Annotated in this window: 15 protein-coding genes; 8 read left to right on the forward strand and 7 right to left on the reverse strand. The window is 62.5% G+C overall.

What is annotated here, in order from left to right; translation table 11 throughout:
• Positions 1–135: 135 nt before the first annotated feature.
• Genes KZJ38_RS36780 through KZJ38_RS30070 form a run of 3 tightly spaced genes read left to right on the forward strand, consistent with a single transcriptional unit; the run spans position 136 to position 2322 of the window.
• Positions 136–687: a PAAR domain-containing protein gene (locus KZJ38_RS36780; protein WP_246641836.1), complete on the forward strand. Its 552-nt coding sequence runs from the start codon at positions 136–138 to the stop codon at positions 685–687.
• Positions 684–1610 (forward strand): glycine zipper family protein, encoded by a 927-nt coding sequence (locus KZJ38_RS30065; protein WP_219800719.1) that lies wholly within the window; start codon positions 684–686, stop codon positions 1608–1610. The genes KZJ38_RS36780 and KZJ38_RS30065 overlap by 4 nt, the downstream gene beginning before the upstream one ends.
• Before the next feature lie 16 nt (positions 1611–1626).
• Positions 1627–2322: a hypothetical protein gene (locus tag KZJ38_RS30070; RefSeq protein ID WP_219800720.1), complete on the forward strand. Its 696-nt coding sequence runs from the start codon at positions 1627–1629 to the stop codon at positions 2320–2322.
• A gap of 75 nt (positions 2323–2397) precedes the next feature.
• On the opposite strand, the gene msrA is transcribed toward KZJ38_RS30070, so the two are convergent.
• The 3 genes from msrA to KZJ38_RS30085 form a co-directional block, all read right to left on the reverse strand.
• Entirely contained in the window at positions 2398–3156 is a 759-nt protein-coding gene (gene msrA / locus KZJ38_RS30075) for a peptide-methionine (S)-S-oxide reductase MsrA (protein WP_219800721.1), read from the reverse strand.
• 29 nt (positions 3157–3185) lie between these two features.
• The gene (locus KZJ38_RS30080; protein ID WP_219800722.1) at positions 3186–5045 is read right to left on the reverse strand and encodes a cytochrome c biogenesis protein DipZ; all 1860 of its coding nucleotides are present in this window, start codon (positions 5043–5045) and stop codon (positions 3186–3188) included.
• A 278-nt stretch (positions 5046–5323) separates the two neighbouring features.
• Entirely contained in the window at positions 5324–6235 is a 912-nt protein-coding gene (locus tag KZJ38_RS30085) for a LysR family transcriptional regulator (RefSeq protein ID WP_219800723.1), read from the reverse strand.
• A gap of 116 nt (positions 6236–6351) precedes the next feature.
• Here KZJ38_RS30085 and KZJ38_RS30090 point away from each other — a divergent pair, with 116 nt between their 5' ends.
• The 3 genes from KZJ38_RS30090 (at position 6352) to KZJ38_RS30100 (ending at position 10892) form a co-directional block, all read left to right on the forward strand.
• Positions 6352–7518: a mandelate racemase/muconate lactonizing enzyme family protein gene (locus KZJ38_RS30090; RefSeq protein ID WP_219800724.1), complete on the forward strand. Its 1167-nt coding sequence runs from the start codon at positions 6352–6354 to the stop codon at positions 7516–7518.
• A gap of 204 nt (positions 7519–7722) precedes the next feature.
• A complete protein-coding gene (locus KZJ38_RS30095) occupies positions 7723–9048 on the forward strand; it encodes a dicarboxylate/amino acid:cation symporter (RefSeq protein ID WP_219800725.1) in 1326 nt (441 codons plus the stop codon).
• 299 nt (positions 9049–9347) lie between these two features.
• Entirely contained in the window at positions 9348–10892 is a 1545-nt protein-coding gene (locus KZJ38_RS30100) for a methyl-accepting chemotaxis protein (protein WP_219800726.1), read from the forward strand.
• Between the two features lie 150 nt (positions 10893–11042).
• Here KZJ38_RS30100 and KZJ38_RS30105 read toward each other — a convergent pair whose 3' ends face one another.
• Entirely contained in the window at positions 11043–11522 is a 480-nt protein-coding gene (locus KZJ38_RS30105; protein WP_219800727.1) for an outer membrane lipoprotein, read from the reverse strand.
• Positions 11523–12069: 547 nt separating this feature from the next.
• Here KZJ38_RS30105 and KZJ38_RS30110 point away from each other — a divergent pair.
• Positions 12070–12957 carry a MipA/OmpV family protein gene (locus KZJ38_RS30110; protein WP_219800728.1) on the forward strand — a complete coding sequence of 296 codons (888 nt, stop codon included), beginning with the start codon at positions 12070–12072 and terminating at the stop codon, positions 12955–12957.
• Here the strand turns inward: KZJ38_RS30110 and KZJ38_RS30115 are convergent.
• Entirely contained in the window at positions 12941–13876 is a 936-nt protein-coding gene (locus tag KZJ38_RS30115) for a hypothetical protein (protein ID WP_246641837.1), read from the reverse strand. The two genes, KZJ38_RS30110 and KZJ38_RS30115, sit on opposite strands and share 17 nt — an antisense overlap.
• Before the next feature lie 212 nt (positions 13877–14088).
• Between KZJ38_RS30115 and KZJ38_RS30120 the strand changes: the two genes are divergently transcribed.
• Positions 14089–14682 carry a GNAT family N-acetyltransferase gene (locus KZJ38_RS30120; protein ID WP_219800729.1) on the forward strand — a complete coding sequence of 198 codons (594 nt, stop codon included), beginning with the start codon at positions 14089–14091 and terminating at the stop codon, positions 14680–14682.
• 91 nt (positions 14683–14773) lie between these two features.
• Here KZJ38_RS30120 and KZJ38_RS30125 read toward each other — a convergent pair whose 3' ends face one another.
• Together KZJ38_RS30125 and KZJ38_RS30130 are read right to left on the reverse strand one after the other, a co-directional pair.
• On the reverse strand, positions 14774–14926 hold the full coding sequence (locus tag KZJ38_RS30125; RefSeq protein ID WP_175111667.1) for a hypothetical protein: 153 nt from the start codon (positions 14924–14926) through the stop codon (positions 14774–14776).
• A gap of 250 nt (positions 14927–15176) precedes the next feature.
• A complete protein-coding gene (locus tag KZJ38_RS30130) occupies positions 15177–15899 on the reverse strand; it encodes a PIG-L family deacetylase (protein ID WP_219800730.1) in 723 nt (240 codons plus the stop codon).
• Positions 15900–15926: the final 27 nt, after the last annotated feature.

A 15926-nucleotide genomic window follows, 5' to 3' on the forward strand; every position in this document is an offset into this window, starting at 1 on the left:
TGTGAGATTACTCTGAAAAAGATCTCAATTTGACGTTATATAACAATTTTGCACTGCATATTTTGTGTAATAACGTAGAAGTCCGGTAGATTGCCAAGCGAATAATTTCTAAACAGAAAAGAGGGCAATCCGGGAATGAAGCGGTTCTATATCTTGCAAGGAGACAAGACGACGTCTGGCGGAACGGTCGTCGATGGTCTCGACTGTGCGTTTCACCATGGCACGAAGTTCAGCTTTCTCGGAGCCAGTGTATCTTGCCCGGCCTGTGGGACAAATGGAGTGATTGTGCCAGTGGGGCCTCGCAGGAAGTCGAATTTGTTCGGCAAGCAATTTGCGCTCGAAGGCGATGTGTGCTGCTGTAGATGTCATCCGTCTCCTAAGCTCATCGCATCACAACGCAAATCAGGTGACGTCTTCGAGGCGCATGAACTTGTAGAAATGGGGTTGACGCCTCAAGGCGTGAAAGCCGCTAAAACGCCCGATATGAATTTCGATGAACGTATTCGAGTGGTGGACTCAGCCGGGTTGCCTATGGCTGGCGTTCCTTATCACATCCGTACTCGATCTGGCGCAATATATAAAGGCCTCACAAATTCAGAAGGTTACAGTGAGCGTGTCTATACGGAGAAAGAACAGCAACTGGATGTCGCTTTGGGCGGTGAAGCGCTTGCGAGGTGGAATGCATGAGTACTTACACGTATCAGATTGCCACCAACTCCCGAAAGGACTCGAGCGTCGACGTGCTAGGGCCACTCATGCCCGCGCGAATGTTCTTCTTTGTTGTTGTCGAAGAACCAGGCAGGGACGGGTTTCTCGTGCGGCACACATACGCCACTGTGGATGATCCCTTCTTGCAGGAATTGAAGCTGAGTCCGCTCGCGAATGAGCGACAGGTTTTTCCCGAAAGATATGGACTGTGGCCCAAAGGCACATTGGAATCTCCAGCGACCGTCGCAGAGCATGTATTGAAGTTCGAGTCCATTACGTCGTACGCGTCGTCAAGTACTAACTTCCCCGGTGGTGCCAAACGCTTCAGCGGCAAGACAGTTTATGTAGATATCGCTGCCGCCAAGCGCTCTGGCGCAAAGCTTGTGACCACCGAAGAAATCGTGCAGGCGATAGATCAATATAAGGCAGGTCTTAATGCGGAACAGCGGCGCAAAGCCGAGTACATCAGACGCAAGATTCTGTCGATGGACAGTGAGGTACTTGTTCAACCACGACCTAACGTTCCCGCAGCTGGTGTTTTTTCAAAGAAAAGCTTGGGCATAACGCTCGGCATCGTACGTTATGCTCGCATCGTGCAGGTTATCGGCCTTGGCTTTACCGCCTACGACCTCGGCGTGGCTGCGGATGATTCAATCAGGTTGAAAAGCGTGCGCCCTATTGGAAAGGAGGTGATACGGCAGGCGGGTGGCTGGGGTGGTGGCGTTGCCGGAGGTTGGGCAACCGCAGCTGCAGCTGCTCGCATTGGCGCATCGACGGGCTCCATTGTTGGCATCGAACTGGGTCCTGGCGCGGTGGTGACTGGTCTGATCGGTGGCATCATCTTTGGAGCTGTGGGATATTTCGGCGGCTCGTGGATCGCCGATCAAATCCCGGACATGTGACTGGAGGCGGCCGGCAGTGTTTTCGATAACAGGCAAACTGAAGCAAGCTGAGGCAAAGCACGCCGAGCGCAACGGCATCAGGGCGCTCGAACAAAGATTCGGCCAGTCGTTCGATCAACTACGAGCGCTCTTCGCTGATGGACCCGCAGATTTAGAACACGCGCGGTTGCCCTCCTATCCCGTCGCCGTCTTGAATCGCGACATCGGCATCAACGCGTTCGGCCTTGTGTACGACATCGAGTCGGCTCAGTTTCCGCGTTTTCTGAACCTCGTGCGAACAATGAGCGAGGAAGGCGACTGGCTATGTTTCCGACGCGAAATAGAAGGGCACGCAGCCACTACGCTGCTTCGTACCGAGTCCCGCTTCAGGGGCGTCTCCGTGAAGATGCTGTCCAACGATCCGGAGTTGATCCGTTCGATCGAACGGGAGCGGTTCAATCCCGCTCCGCCCTGGATCGCGATGTATGAACACGGTCCGTTCCTGTTTCTTTCGCAGGGCGAAGAGCAATACTGGCTCGACCACATATGGACTCCGTTCTGGCGAAGTCTGACGATCGAGGAGCAGGGGGAGTTCGTCAGGAATGCACGCAGCGAAACCCGGCATTACATTTCCGACGAGCAATGGCGGGATTGGCTGATCGAGTTGCGAGGACAGGACCCGAGAACGCGAAATCTCGACGACGAAGCCGTGGCCCAACTCAATTGGTCGTAGAGCATTAAGCACGAAACAGGCGCTCGTCCTTTAGCACGAGCGCCCGCCTCATTCCATCAAGAGCTCACAAGAGCCTCACGAAGCCACCTTCACCAACACCGGCTTATCCCGATACTGCGTCGGAAACAGCTTCTTCAGATCCTCGACCTTCGGAATATCGTTAAACGCGATATACGGCTGATCCGGGTGCAGCGTCAGGTAGTTCTGGTGATACTGCTCCGCCGGATAGAACGTGCGATCCGGCTCGATCGTCGTCACGATCTTGTCCGAGAACACGTGCGCGTTGCCCAGCTGCGCGATATACGCCTTCGCAATGCGCGCCTGGTCGGGCGTGGTCGGAAAGATCGTCGAGCGATACTGCGTGCCGACGTCCGGCCCTTGACGGTTCAGCTCGGTCGGATCGTGCGCCACCGAAAAGTAGATCTGCAGGATGCGTCCGTAGCTGATCTGATGCGGGTCGAACGTCACGCGCACCGATTCCGCATGGCCCGTCGTGCCCGTGCTCACCGTCTCGTACTCGGCCGCCGATTTCGCACCGCCCGTGTAACCCGAGACCGCGCTTGTCACGCCCTTCACGTGCTGGAACACGCCCTGCACGCCCCAGAAGCAGCCGCCGGCCAGCACGACGGTTTCCGATGACGGTGCATTCGCCGCCGTTTCATCGAGCGCCGGCGGCGGCACCATGTGCGCTTCGTCGGCCATCACATGCCGTTGAGTGAAACCGACGCCCGCGACGAGCGCGGCGAGCAGCGCGACGAACGGCAAGCGGCGGCGCAGACCTCGCGTGACAGCCGCGCCCTTGCGCGAGGGTTGTTGAGGGACTTCGTTTTTCATGGCCATCTATCTCCGTGATGAAGCAGGGATCAACCGAACGTGAACGCATACGCGCGCACGCCGGGGTCGAGAAAGCGGATCTCAAACGTATGGTCGGTAATCGTGCCGCTCTGACGGACCAGCTGATACAGCCGCTGACTCGTCACCGTGCCATTGCCGTTCGCGTCGGTATCGCTGCCGTGATTCGCGCCCGGCGCCTTGCCGTCGATCGTCACCTGGAAGCGCACCGGTTGTCCGTTCGCCGTCGGTCCGAGCACGAGGTGCAGATCGCGCGCATGGAAGCGGAACGCAATCGCGCCGCCCGGCTGATCGAGATCAGTATGCTCGGCGCCGAGCGTCCACGTGCCGTCGAGCGCCCAGTCGTTCAGACCGAGACCGTTTCCGAGCGTGTAGCGGTGCGGCTTGTCGAGCACCGGTTCGCCCGGCGACGCGAAATTCGTCGCGCGGTCGTAGCCGACGTAGGTTTCCGGCGACTGGATATCGGCCATCTCGGGCGCCGCTTCCGCGCCCGTGCCGGTGTCCTTCACCATGCCGTCCGGCAGGTTGTGCGCGCCGGCTTCGGTCAGCAGTTGACGGATCACCTGTTCGGAGCCCGCATAGTCGCCTTCGCCGAAGTGGTGCGCGCGAATCCGCCCTTGCGCGTCGACGAAGTAGTCGGCCGGCCAGTACTGATTGTTGAACGCGCGCCAGATCTTGTAGTTGTCGTCGATCGCAACGGGGAAGTTCACCTTCAGGTCCTTCACCGCGCGGCTCACGTTGCCGACTTCCTTTTCGAACGCGAACTCGGGCGTGTGCACGCCGATCACGACGAGACCCGCGTCCTTGTACTTGTCGGCCCACGCTTTTACGTACGGCAGCGTGCGCAGGCAGTTGATGCACGAGTAGGTCCAGAAATCGACGAGCACGACCTTGCCGCGCAATTGCGCGGCGGTCAGCGGCGGCGAATTCAGCCATTGAACGGCGCCGTCGAGCGACGGCAGCGTGCCTTCGACGGGCAACGGCGCCGGGCTGCCAGGTTGGGCGGCTTGGGCCATGGCCTGCGAGCCGCCCGCGTTTGCCGCGTTCGCCGACGACATCGAAGTCGATGCGCCCGCGCCAGCCGCGCTCCCCGAAGCCGCCGACGGCGCATTAGCCGCCATCATCGCGTCCGGCGAGCCATTCTTTGCCCCGTGGAAGCGATCCAGCACGCTCTGCTCGAGGCTATTCGTGCCCGAAAGCGAAAGATGCGTGAGAAACCCCGTATCGGCATGTGCGGCAATCGCGGCGACACCGGCAAGCACTGCCACGCCAAGCCCGCGCTTGACCCATTCGCTGATATGCAGCGTCTTTTTCATGGCCGTGAACACCTTGCCGCCGACCACGAGCGCAAGCGCCAGCGACGTCGCCGCGCCCGCCGCATACGACAGCAGTAGCAACGACGTATGCACGCTCGCGCCCTGCAGCGCGGCGCCGGTCAGAATCAGGCCCAAAATCGGGCCCGCGCACGGCGCCCACAACAGGCCCGTCGCGACGCCGAGCAACAGCGACGCCCAGATCGTCGATTTGGTGTCGGCGCCTTGCGCGGTCTCCGAGAGCCGCGCGCCGAGCGCGACGAGCGGCCGCGTCATCGTGTCGGACAGCTTCGGCAGCAGCAGCGTCAGGCCGAACAGGGCCAGCACGACGAGCGCGGCGATGCGGCCATACTGGTTCGCGGCGACTGCCCAGCCGCCGCCGACCGCGGCCAGCGCGCCGACCGCGCTAAAAGTGGCCGCCATGCCGATCAGCAGCGGCAGGCTGCTTTGCATAAACGGCTTGCCTGTGCGTGCGAACACGAACGGCAAAACCGGCAGGATGCAGGGGCTGACGATCGTCAGCACGCCCCCTAACCATGCAATCAGAAACGGAATCATCTTCGGTGACCTCAGTAAGCGATGCGCGCGCCGCATACCGGCGCTTTTCCCGTTGATGCGCAGCCATGTCAAAGACGAGGCTGCATTGATGCAATCAACAAGTTCCTTTCATCGGGCAAACACCGTTTTCCGCTAGTTATTCCCCGATACATCGCTTGGTCGCGTCACGCTCGCGAAAATGACAGTTGCGGCGGGCGCACGAATCGGCTCCGGGCGATACGCGCCTGTGAGCATTTGCCCTCTTTCTTATCTCGAAGGCCCGCTGGCCTAATATGCCGTTACCGGCCTTTTCTTGCCGGCGGCTCGAACTGCTCGACGAGGAAGTCGATAAACGCGCGCACGCGCGCCGCCTGGTTCTGCCGGCTCGGGTAGTACACGAACAGATCGGCGTCCGGTAGCACGAAATCCGGCAGCACGACGCGCAGCCGGCCGCTTTTCACATACTTTTCGAGGTCCCACTCGGAGCGGATCAGGATGCCGTGGCCGTCCAGCGCCCAGCCGAGCACGATGTCGCCGTCATTGCTCGACAGCGTGCCGTGCACCTTGACCGCTTCGCTGTGCTGATCGCGCACAAAACGCCAGATGCCGTACGCGTCGTCGTTCTGGCGGTGCACGATGCAGCGGTGGTGCGCCAGATCGGCCACCTTGTGCGGCGTGCCGTTGCGCTCCAGATACGCCGGCGACGCGCATAAAAAGCGCCGGTTCGACATGATGCGCCGCGCATTCAGGCGCTGATCGGGCAGTTCGCCGAAGCGGATTGCCAGATCGAAGGCGTTTTCGATCAGATCGATCGGCCGGTCGGTCACCTCGAACTGCACTTCGACGTCGGGATATGCCTTCGCGAACTTCGACACGACCGGCGCGATCGTGGTGCGGCCGAAGCCGAGCGAGGCGTTGACGCGCAACAGGCCGCGCGGCGCGGCGCCATGACTCGACACCGCGTCTTCCATTTCCTGCACCTGCGCGAGGATGCGCGCCGCGTGCTGCAGATAGATCTCGCCTTCCGCCGTCAGGCTGACCGTGCGGGTCGTGCGGTTGACGAGCCGCACGCCGAGTTTTTCCTCCATCTGAGCGAGGCGCCGGGTCGCCGCGGGCGGCGTCAGATCGAGCGCGCGGGCCGCCGCGGAGAGGCTTTCATGGCGCGCCAGCAAGACAAAAAATTCGAGATCGGAGTTGATGTCGGTTTTCACTGAAACTGAATTATCAATTGCGTATTGCTGAATTTTAACGCGCGACGCCGGACGTAATCTTTCGACTTTCAAACGTCGCATGCACCGCCAGCGTGCAGGATTTCCGGAGACCCCGAATGAAGATCGTCGAGATTCGCGAAAAGACATTCCCCATTAGTTCGTCGATTCGCAATGCCTATATCGACTTCAGCAAGATGACGCTGAGCTGCGTCGCCGTGATCACCGACGTGATCCGCGACGGCAAGCCGGTGGTCGGTTTCGGCTTCAACTCGAATGGCCGCTACGGTCAGGGCACGCTGATGCGCGAGCGTTTCATCCCGCGCATCATGGCGGCCGATCCCGCGTCGCTCGTCGACGACAAGGGCACGAACCTCGATCCGCACAAGATCTGGGCCACGATGTTCACGAATGAAAAGCCGGGCGGCCACGGTGAGCGCTCGGTGGCGATCGGCACGATCGATATGGCGATCTGGGATGCGGTCGCGAAGATCGAAGGCAAGCCGCTGTTCCAGCTGCTCGCGGACCGCTACGGCAACGGCGTGCCGGACCGCAAGGTGTTCGTCTACGCGGCGGGCGGCTACTACTACCCGGGCCAGGATCACGAGAAGCTGAAGGACGAGATGCGCAGCTATATCGACCGCGGCTACACGGTCGTGAAGAAGAAGATCGGCGGCGGCTCGCTCGACGAAGATCTGCGTCGTATCGATTCGATCCTGTCGGTGCTGAAGGACGGCCAGAAGCTCGCGGTCGACGCGAACGGCCGGTTCGATCTCGACACGGCAGTGCGCTATGCGAAGGCGCTCTCGCAATACGACCTGTTCTGGTACGAGGAGCCGGGCGATCCGCTCGACTTCGAACTGCAGGCGACGCTGCGTAATTACTACGACAAGCCGATGGCGACCGGCGAAGACCTGTTCTCGATGCAGGACGCACGCAACCTGATCCGCTACGGCGGCATGCGTTCGGATCGCGACTGGCTGCAATTCGACTGCGCGCTGTCGTACGGCCTCGTTGAATATCTGCGCACGCTCGACATGTTGCATGAGCACGGCTGGTCGCGTAAGCGCTGTATTCCGCACGGCGGCCACCAGATGTCGCTCAATATCGCGGCGGGTCTTGGCCTCGGCGGCAACGAGTCGTATCCGGATCTGTTCCAGCCGTTCGGCGGCTTCCCCGATGGCGTGAAGGTCGATAACGGTTACATCACGATGCCGGATCTGCCGGGTATCGGCTTCGAAGGCAAGCGCGATCTGTATCAGCAGATGCAAACCCTGCTCGCGTAATCGCGCAGGTTAAAAAGGCCGTTTGTCCGTCTGTATAAGGAGTGCAGCGGGCAAGCGGCTTCGTCGTTACAACGGGGACCACTCGGAGACAACCGGAAACACGATGGGCGCGAGCTCCCCATTGTCATGTTCCAACGGTACGCTTGCGGCTTTTTTCGGGCCGACGGCATACCCGCCGAAGCAGAAGTGAGAAGGAGACCCAGGATGCGAATCAAGCAGACCCTTTCCAAGCTCTACGTGCAGGTGCTGATCGGTATCGCGATCGGCATTCTGCTCGGGCATTTCAATCCCGATGTCGGCGCGCAGATGAAGCCGCTCGGCGATCTGTTCATCAAGCTGATCCGGATGCTGCTCGCACCGATCATCTTTGCGTCGGTGGTGGTCGGCATCGCGCGCATGAACGACATCCACGAAGCGGGACGCGTCGGCGTCAAGGCGCTGCTTTACTTTGAAATCGTCTCGACCTTCGCGCTGGCGATCGGTCTGGTGGTGGTGAACGTGATGCAGCCGGGCGCCGGCATGAACGTCGATCCGTCGCATATCGACGGCGCCGCGATTGCCACCTACACGCACGCGGCGAAAGAACATGGCGCGATCGCGTTTCTGACGGGTATCGTGCCATCGACGGTGGTCGGCTCGTTCGCGAACGGCGACATGCTGCAGATCATCTTCTTCTCGGTGCTGTTCGCCATCGCGCTCGCGCGCATGGGCAAGCGCGCCGATCCGTTCGTCGACATGCTCGATACGTTCCTGCACGGCATGTTCGGCGTCGTGCGCATCGTGATGTACGTCGCGCCGATCGGCGCCTTCGGCGGCATCGCGTTTACGGTCGGCAAGTACGGCATCGGCACGCTCAGGCAGTTCGGCGAACTGATGTTGTGCGTGTACCTGACGTCGATCGTGTTTATCGTCGTGATTCTCGGCGCAGTCATGCGCATGTGCGGGCTGTCGCTGTGGAAGTTCCTGCGCTATATCAAGGATGAAATCCTGATCACGTTCGGCACGGCGTCGACCGAAGCAGTGCTGCCGCAGATGCTCGTGAAGATGGAACAGCTCGGCTGCCGCAAGTCGGTGGTCGGCATGGTGCTGCCGACCGGTTACACGTTCAATGCGGACGGCACGTCGATCTATCTGACGATGGCGGCGATCTTCGTCGCGCAGGCGATGAATATTCATCTCTCGCTCGAAGACCAGCTGATCGTGCTCGGCGTGCTGCTGTTCACGTCGAAGGGCTCGGCGGGTGTGGCAGGCGCCGGTTTCGTCGCGCTCGCGGCGACGCTTGCATCGATGCATCAGATTCCGGTCACGGGCCTTGTCCTGCTGCTCGGCATCGACCGCTTCCTGAACGAAGCGCGCGCGGTGACGAACCTGATCGGCAATGGCGTCGCGACGCTCGCGGTGGCGCGCTGGGAAGGTGCGCTCGATCGCGTGACCGCGAAGGCCGTGCTCGATGGGCGAATCGATCCCGATAACAACGACGGTTCGCCGCAGACGGTCGGATTCGATTCGGCGACGGCGCAAGGCCGTTAATCGACGAATCGGTGCGCGCGCATTGAATGCGCAGATCGAATGCGCACCTTGAATGCGCACCTTGAATGCGCACCTTGAATGTGCGCGGCAGTTAGAAAAAGCGCAGTCCTCGCAGCAACGTGACCGTTCTTTCACAGACCGGTCACGAACCTCATCAATATGCTTCAGCGCAAACGATTTATTTCGCTGAAAGCCTCAAGTTTGGCGTTCCAGTGCCGTTGTAATCAGCGATAGACCGGCAGCAGTCTGATCATCCGATCACTTCCCGGTTCATCCAAAAACAACTCACTCGGTCAATCATGTTTTCACGCCTCTCGATTTCGGCCCGGCTTTGGGCTACTACCGCAATTCTTGGCGTTCTGATCGTTGCACTCGGTTTGCTTGCGCAATTCGGCATGCAGGATCTGAGCGGCGATCTGGATTACGCGTACTCGAACCAGCTTGCTTCGTCGATTGCGCTGGGTAAGTCGAACCTGAACCTGACGATCGCGCGCACCACGCTCGATCGCGCGATGCTGCACCCGGAAGCGCCCGATGCGCCGAAGCTCATCGACAAGGCCGCGGACTACCTCGCGACTTCGGACCAGGCATGGAAGGACTACAACGCGCTGCCGCATGAGGCCGAAGAGCAGGGTCTTGCCGATGCGGCGAACGCGGCGCGCAACGCGATCGTGCAGAACGCGCTGCAGCCGTTGATGGATGCGATGCGAAAGGGCGACAGCAAGACCGCCGACGATATCGCGATGAACGTCATCATCAAATACACGGTGCCGCTCGCGAAGTCGTGGGACGCGCTGCAGCAATGGAAGCTCGAGCGCGGCAAGCGCGCGTTCGACGATGCGCAGGGCCAGTTCCGTGTGTTGCGCATCATCGGCATCGTGCTGATCGTGGTCGGCATGGGCGCCTGCGTGCTGTGCGCGAATGGCCTGAACCGCTCGATTTCGCGGCCGCTCGTCACCGTGCTCGAGCAGTTGCGCCGCATTGCGAGCGGCGACCTGACGGGCCGCTTCGATGTGCATTCGCAGGATGAGATGGGCAAGCTCGTTGAAGGCCTGAAGACGATGCAAGGCGGCCTCACCGATACGGTCCGCCAGGTCACGCATAGCTCGGAGTCGATCTCCACCGCGACGCGCCAGATTGCAGCGGGCAACAGCGACCTGTCGCAGCGCACTGAAGAGCAGGCCGCTTCGCTCGAAGAAACGGCGGCCAGCATGGAGCAGCTGACGGCGACCGTCAAACAGAACGCCGATAACGCGCGTCAGGCCCAGGATCTGGCCGGCAAGGCAAACGTTATCGCAGGGCGAGGCGCGACGGTGGTCGGCGACGTCGTCGAAACGATGGGCAGCATCGATCGCAGCTCGCAGAAGATTGCCGATATCACGGGTGTGATCGAAGGCATCGCGTTCCAGACGAATATTCTCGCGCTCAACGCGGCGGTCGAAGCAGCGCGCGCCGGCGAAGAGGGCCGCGGCTTCGCGGTCGTCGCGGGTGAAGTGCGCAGCCTCGCGCAGCGTTCGTCGGCGGCGGCCAAGGAAATCAAGGAACTGATCGGCGACTCGGTCGAGCGCGTCAATGCAGGTGCGCGCCTCGTCGGCACCGCGGGCGAGACGATGGAAGAGCTGCGCCAGTCGATCGCGCACGTGACCGCGATCATGGACGAAATCGCGGCCGCTTCCGAAGAGCAACGCGACGGCATTGAGCAGGTCAATCGCGCGGTAACGCAGATGGATCAGGTGTCGCAGCAGAACGCGGCGCTCGTCGAAGAAGCCGCCGCGGCCGCTGCCGCGCTCGACGAGCAGGCGCATTCGCTGCGCAAAGCGGTGTCGGTGTTCCAGCTCGGCTGAATCTGAGCCGGCCTGAACCGGGGCGCGGGCGCGCAGGCGTTAGCGATACAGCGAAGCCTGCCGCCCATCGCGCGCGCGGCCCCAGATTTCGTCATCCGTGAGCGTTGTTTCGATCAGCTCGATCGGGACGCCGCCGTCTTCGACGCGAAGTCAGTCGTACGTGACGCGCGTGATGCCGTCGCTCGACAGCAGGCGCACGCGTTCACCGGGATAGAACGCGCCGCCGCTGGTGTTCTGCGTGATGGCGCGCCATGTGCCGTCGTCAAGACGCACGGTGATTTCCTGGCCGTGCTGCTGTGCCATCTTGTGCTGCACTTCGCTGCCGGCGACCGCGCCCGCGACGCCGCCGAGCACACCCATCAGCAGCGAGCCGTGTCCGCGGCCGATCGCGCTGCCTGCCACACCGCCGAGCAAACCGCCGCCGAGCGCGCCCAGCACGCCGGGCTGGCCGTTGTTCGCGTCAATCGTCACGTTGCGCACGTTTTCGACGGTGCCCATGCGGATCGTTTCTTCGCGCTGTGTCTGCGCCGCGCCGTAGATGCCGGGGGAACCGGCGGGCGCCGCGCAGCCGGAGAGCGCGAGCGCGCAGATCAGGGTCGAGGTGCCGGCGAGAACCAGTGAGCGTTTCATTTTTTTCCCCTTGTTGCGCATCGGTGCCACCCGGTTGGGCGCTTGCCCTGCGCTTGCTTGACGATTGCAGGTTAGCGGCGCTGAATGAGCCGACAATGAGGAGCCCATCGTGAGCAAATCGACCGTGCGCGCGTCGACCCGTGAGGCGTGGATGTCCCACGAAACAATGGCTGGAATGGGACTTCGCCGTGCGGATGCCGCGAAGGTGCCGTGCAGGTCGCTCGAATCCGGCCGGACGACTCACAGTGCCAAGAACAGACCGTCGCGCGCAGCGAATGCTGGAACACCGTTTGCTACCGCATGCATGGCTGCGGATTTACGCAGTAGATTTTGCGCAGTGTGTAGCAAACGGTCGTGCAGCAGATGGGCACCCAAAACACGCTGGCATGCTCGCTCACCCAATCCAGGCCGAAGTACGTGTCGCGGCCGGAACTCGACTAACCAGAAGATGGGAGGCGTTGTGGCGTCAACAAAAAGGACCGGCCGGATTTTCGCGACGGAAATGCGCGGGACAGAAACGCGTGAGACGGAAACGCGCGGGACGAAGATGCATGGGAAGACCAGGCCCGGGACCAACCGGCGCGGTCTGAACGTGGGCACGGCGGCGATCTGGGCCGCGAGCGCGGCCGCCGCCGCGCTGGCCGCGCCGGGCGCCTACGCGCAAACGCCGTCGCCGCTTGGCGAATGGCAGTACTCGGCGGGCATTCCGCTCGAGAAGATGTACGAGCCGAAGATCCCGACCTGGGAGACGCGCGTCGGCGCTGGCATGACCTTCGAGCCGCGCTATGACGGATCGTCGCGCTATCACATTCTCGCGGGCCCGAGCCTCGATATCCGGTACAAGGACATCGCGTTTCTTTCGACTGGCGAAGGCCTCGGCGTCAATCTGCTGCAGGGCCAGAACTGGCGCACGAGTATCGCCATGGTGTATGACCTCGGACGACGCGCCCACGACGATCCGCAACATCTGAACGGACTCGGCAATATCAATCCGGCGCCCGAGATCAAGATCGCCGGCGAGTACGTCATCTCGAAGGAGCTTCCGTTGACGTTCCGCACCGCGATCACGCGCAGTCTGGGCGGCTCGAATGGCTGGATTCTGGATCTCGGCGCCTATATGCCGATGCCGGGCAGTTCGGAGTCGTTTTTCTGGTTCGCGGGGCCGTCCGTGACGTTTGCCGATTCGACTTATATGAACAGCTGGTTCGGCGTGAATGCCCAGCAGTCGGCCGCGTCGGGCTTGCGCCAGTACAACGCGAGCGCGGGTCTGAAGTCCGCGGGCTTCGGCATCACGATGATCTGGTTTGTCAACAAGCACTGGTTCGTGACGGCTGACGGCGCGATCAAGCGGCTGCTCGGCAGCGCGGCGAACAGTCCGATCATCCAGACGAAGACGGGCGGCGTCACCGATATCTCGCTCAACTATCAGTTCTGACGCCGTTCCGATGCGCGGTGTCCGGTGCGGGCGAAGCGCTTGCGCGTGACTTCTTCGCGAGGCGCTTCGTCAATCCCTGCACGCAGACGGCCAGTGCGGCCGCCTGCGCAAAAGCCGCGAGTGCCGGCTCGCGCGTCAGCGCGAACGACAGAAAAAGGCAGAACGCGCCGAACGAGAAGCGGCCGGCGACCATGCCGCGCAGCAACGCGATCACGAATGCCGGGCCGTGCGCGCGATGCGACGACACCGACAGCACGACGCCCATCAGCGGGAATACGGCGAGCAAGCCGCTCCAGCCCGCGCCGAGCCGGCCCGACAAAGCGGTGACGATCAGTGTGAGCGCGATGCCGGCGAGCATGCGGCCCGCAAGGTCGACGCGCGTGAGCGGTGCGCCCTTGGCGACTGCCTGGCTCGCCGGCAAGAACGCATTGCCGAAGGCCACGCCGAGCGCGGCCGCGGCGAGCGCCCAGGCGGTTGAAGACGACCAGGCGAAAGCGCTGGAAGAGGTTGATGCGATCGCTACCGCGGACACCGTCGACGCCGTGGACGTGGCCGAGGCAAGAGACGACGGGGCAAGCGACGACGGAGCAAAAGACATAACAGGCAGCAGCGCAAGCGCATTCGCGCACACAAACCACGCTGCAAGCCCAGCCGCGACCGCAAGGCGCCAGTGCGCGACGCGGCACGTCCATGCATAGCCGAAATTGAACGCTTCCGAAGCGAGAATCGCCGCCAGCGACAGCGTGGCCGCCTGCGCGCCGAACGAAGGACCGTGCTGCAGCACGAGCAGGTAGAGAATCGGGCCGGCCACGACGGGCAGGCCGGCGAGCCATCCGGCGATCGCCGGTCCCCACCATTTGCCCGACATCGAAACGATCAGCAGGAAAGATGGAGCCAGCGTGAGCTTGAGTGCAAGCATGGCGGACGCGCGGATTGTAAAGCCGGAGTATACCTGCCGGAGATGGGTTTCCCGGCAACCGGCGTACGGTCGCCGGTGTTCGCCAGACGGTGCGCGCGTCGGCACGCAACGTGCACATGGCACGCAGATTCGACCGGCAATAGCCGGCAACGGTCGGCAACGGCCGGGCAACCACGCGAACTGACCGGAACCAACCCGCAGGCTGAACGACCATGTTTCCAGACTCTTTGCGTGTCGTGACGATCGATGCGCCCGACGATCTCGACGCGGCCACCGCGGCGATCGTGCTCGCGAATATCGAAGACCCGGTCGTGCGCTGGATTTTCGACACGCCGCTGCGCATGATGACCTATGCGACGCAACTGTTTCGCGTGCTTGTCACGCATGCATTCGATTCCGCGGCGCTGCAGCGCACCGACGACGGCCTCGCGGTCGCGTGCTGGCGGCCGCCGGGCGTGCATCACGACGACGGTGAGATCGCCGCGATCCTGCATGAGGGCTGTGCCCCGGAGAAGCTCGAGGCGTTTGGCGGCATGGCCGCGGCGCTCGAACGCTATGAGCCGAAGGGTCCGTTCTGGTATCTGTCGGCGCTCGGCGTCGATCCGATCGGCCAGAACCGCGGGCGTGGCGCGTTGCTGCTGCAGGCGCGTCTCGCGCAATGCGATGCGGCGCATCTGCCGGCGTATCTGTGGTCGTCCAACGAGCGCAATGTGCCGTTCTACGAACGGCACGGTTTCGAAGTGCAGACGAGGCTGCGCGTGAGCACCTGTCCGCCGATGATTCCGATGGTGCGCCACGCGCGGTAACCGCGGTGGGCTGCGGTCAACCGAGTGGGGTTGCGATAAGCGATATCGAGCCGCCCCGAGCTGTCGCAATCCGTCGAGAGCGCTAGCGCGGCTACACCGGATCTTTGTCGGGCGGTCCTTCGGGACGCTGCGGTTCGTCGTTGTGATGGCCGGGCGACGGCGGCGTCAGTGGGTCGCCTTCGGGGTCGCGCGTCGGGTCGGCGAGAGGTTCGGGAATCGGAGCGGTGTGGATGCGGCAAATCATGGCGTTACCTCGCGCTTGCCTTCAATCACGTAGCGAAATGCGGGCAGGAACGCGGCCGGACTGCTGATCGATGCACGACGCGCCTTCCTGCATCAGATAGCGTAGGCGATACAGATCGAGCCTGCTTGTGCTTTGCTCGAAGCCGCAAGCCCGCAAGCCCGCAAGCCCGCAAGCCCGCAAGCGGCATCGCATTGCGCGCCGCCGCTGCACACGGTGGCCTGGTACGACGGCGCGCTGCCGTACGCGTTGCTCAGCTGCCGAGGCGATGTTCGCCGGCCGAGCGCCGCACCGTATCGAGCCGCCAGTAGCGTTCGCCGGCAAACACGTCCGCGTAGCCTTCCGGGCCGAACGCGTGGAGCTGGCTCGTGTACGCGCTGATCGCTTCGCGCTTCATCAGCGCCTGACGCTCGCAATCGAGCGTATGGTCGGCGGCCGGATGCGCGGGCGTCGCGACGATGCCGCGTTTCGCGAGGTCGATCAGACGCTGCTGCACGAGCCCGGCCATCGGCCGGTAGATCGCTTCCTCGTACGCGAACCACGTCAGATGCGAGAGCCGCGGCAGGATCTCGCAGCATGCGTCGAAGACGAGCCGGTGATCGGAATGAAACAGCCCGAGCGGCATCAGCAGCGTGTTGGCCGTCGAGCCGTAGATCGTTTCCTCGAGCGCGGCGGCAAGCTTGCCGATCGACGGCGAATCGAGATACTGCGCATCGCGAAACGGCAGCCGCACCGGAATCGCATCAAGCACCGATAGCGCATGGTTGTCTTCGATCGTGCGCGCGTGAACCGATTCGTACGCGCCGGCAAAGCCGGCCTTCGTATCCCATTCGGTACACATGTCGTGCTCGGGCGGTGCGGCGAACACGGTACAGACGGCGGCATCGGGAGAGGTGGCGAGCAATGCGCCGCAACTGAACACGGCGTCGTCGAAATGCGGGGATACGACAAAGAGACGCGGATTGGTTTCGCTCATAGGTGTGTGATTGGACGGGACCTGCCG

Source organism: Paraburkholderia edwinii (assembly GCF_019428685.1).
Lineage (GTDB): Bacteria > Pseudomonadota > Gammaproteobacteria > Burkholderiales > Burkholderiaceae > Paraburkholderia > Paraburkholderia edwinii.

Bases quoted from the DNA above. Each gene is read 5' to 3' on its own strand.
- KZJ38_RS36780 (WP_246641836.1), top strand. From the start codon at position 136: ATGAAGCGGTTCTATATCTTGCAAGGAGACAAGACGACGTCTGGCGGA.
- KZJ38_RS30090 (WP_219800724.1), top strand. From the start codon at position 6,352: ATGAAGATCGTCGAGATTCGCGAAAAGACATTCCCCATTAGTTCGTCG.
- KZJ38_RS30125 (WP_175111667.1), bottom strand. From the start codon at position 14,926: ATGATTTGCCGCATCCACACCGCTCCGATTCCCGAACCTCTCGCCGAC.
- KZJ38_RS30105 (WP_219800727.1), bottom strand. From the start codon at position 11,522: ATGAAACGCTCACTGGTTCTCGCCGGCACCTCGACCCTGATCTGCGCG.
- KZJ38_RS30130 (WP_219800730.1), bottom strand. From the start codon at position 15,899: ATGAGCGAAACCAATCCGCGTCTCTTTGTCGTATCCCCGCATTTCGAC.
- KZJ38_RS30115 (WP_246641837.1), bottom strand. From the start codon at position 13,876: ATGCTTGCACTCAAGCTCACGCTGGCTCCATCTTTCCTGCTGATCGTT.
- KZJ38_RS30065 (WP_219800719.1), top strand. From the start codon at position 684: ATGAGTACTTACACGTATCAGATTGCCACCAACTCCCGAAAGGACTCG.
- msrA (WP_219800721.1), bottom strand. From the start codon at position 3,156: ATGAAAAACGAAGTCCCTCAACAACCCTCGCGCAAGGGCGCGGCTGTC.
- KZJ38_RS30110 (WP_219800728.1), top strand. From the start codon at position 12,070: ATGCATGGGAAGACCAGGCCCGGGACCAACCGGCGCGGTCTGAACGTG.
- KZJ38_RS30100 (WP_219800726.1), top strand. From the start codon at position 9,348: ATGTTTTCACGCCTCTCGATTTCGGCCCGGCTTTGGGCTACTACCGCA.
- KZJ38_RS30080 (WP_219800722.1), bottom strand. From the start codon at position 5,045: ATGATTCCGTTTCTGATTGCATGGTTAGGGGGCGTGCTGACGATCGTC.
- KZJ38_RS30095 (WP_219800725.1), top strand. From the start codon at position 7,723: ATGCGAATCAAGCAGACCCTTTCCAAGCTCTACGTGCAGGTGCTGATC.
- KZJ38_RS30120 (WP_219800729.1), top strand. From the start codon at position 14,089: ATGTTTCCAGACTCTTTGCGTGTCGTGACGATCGATGCGCCCGACGAT.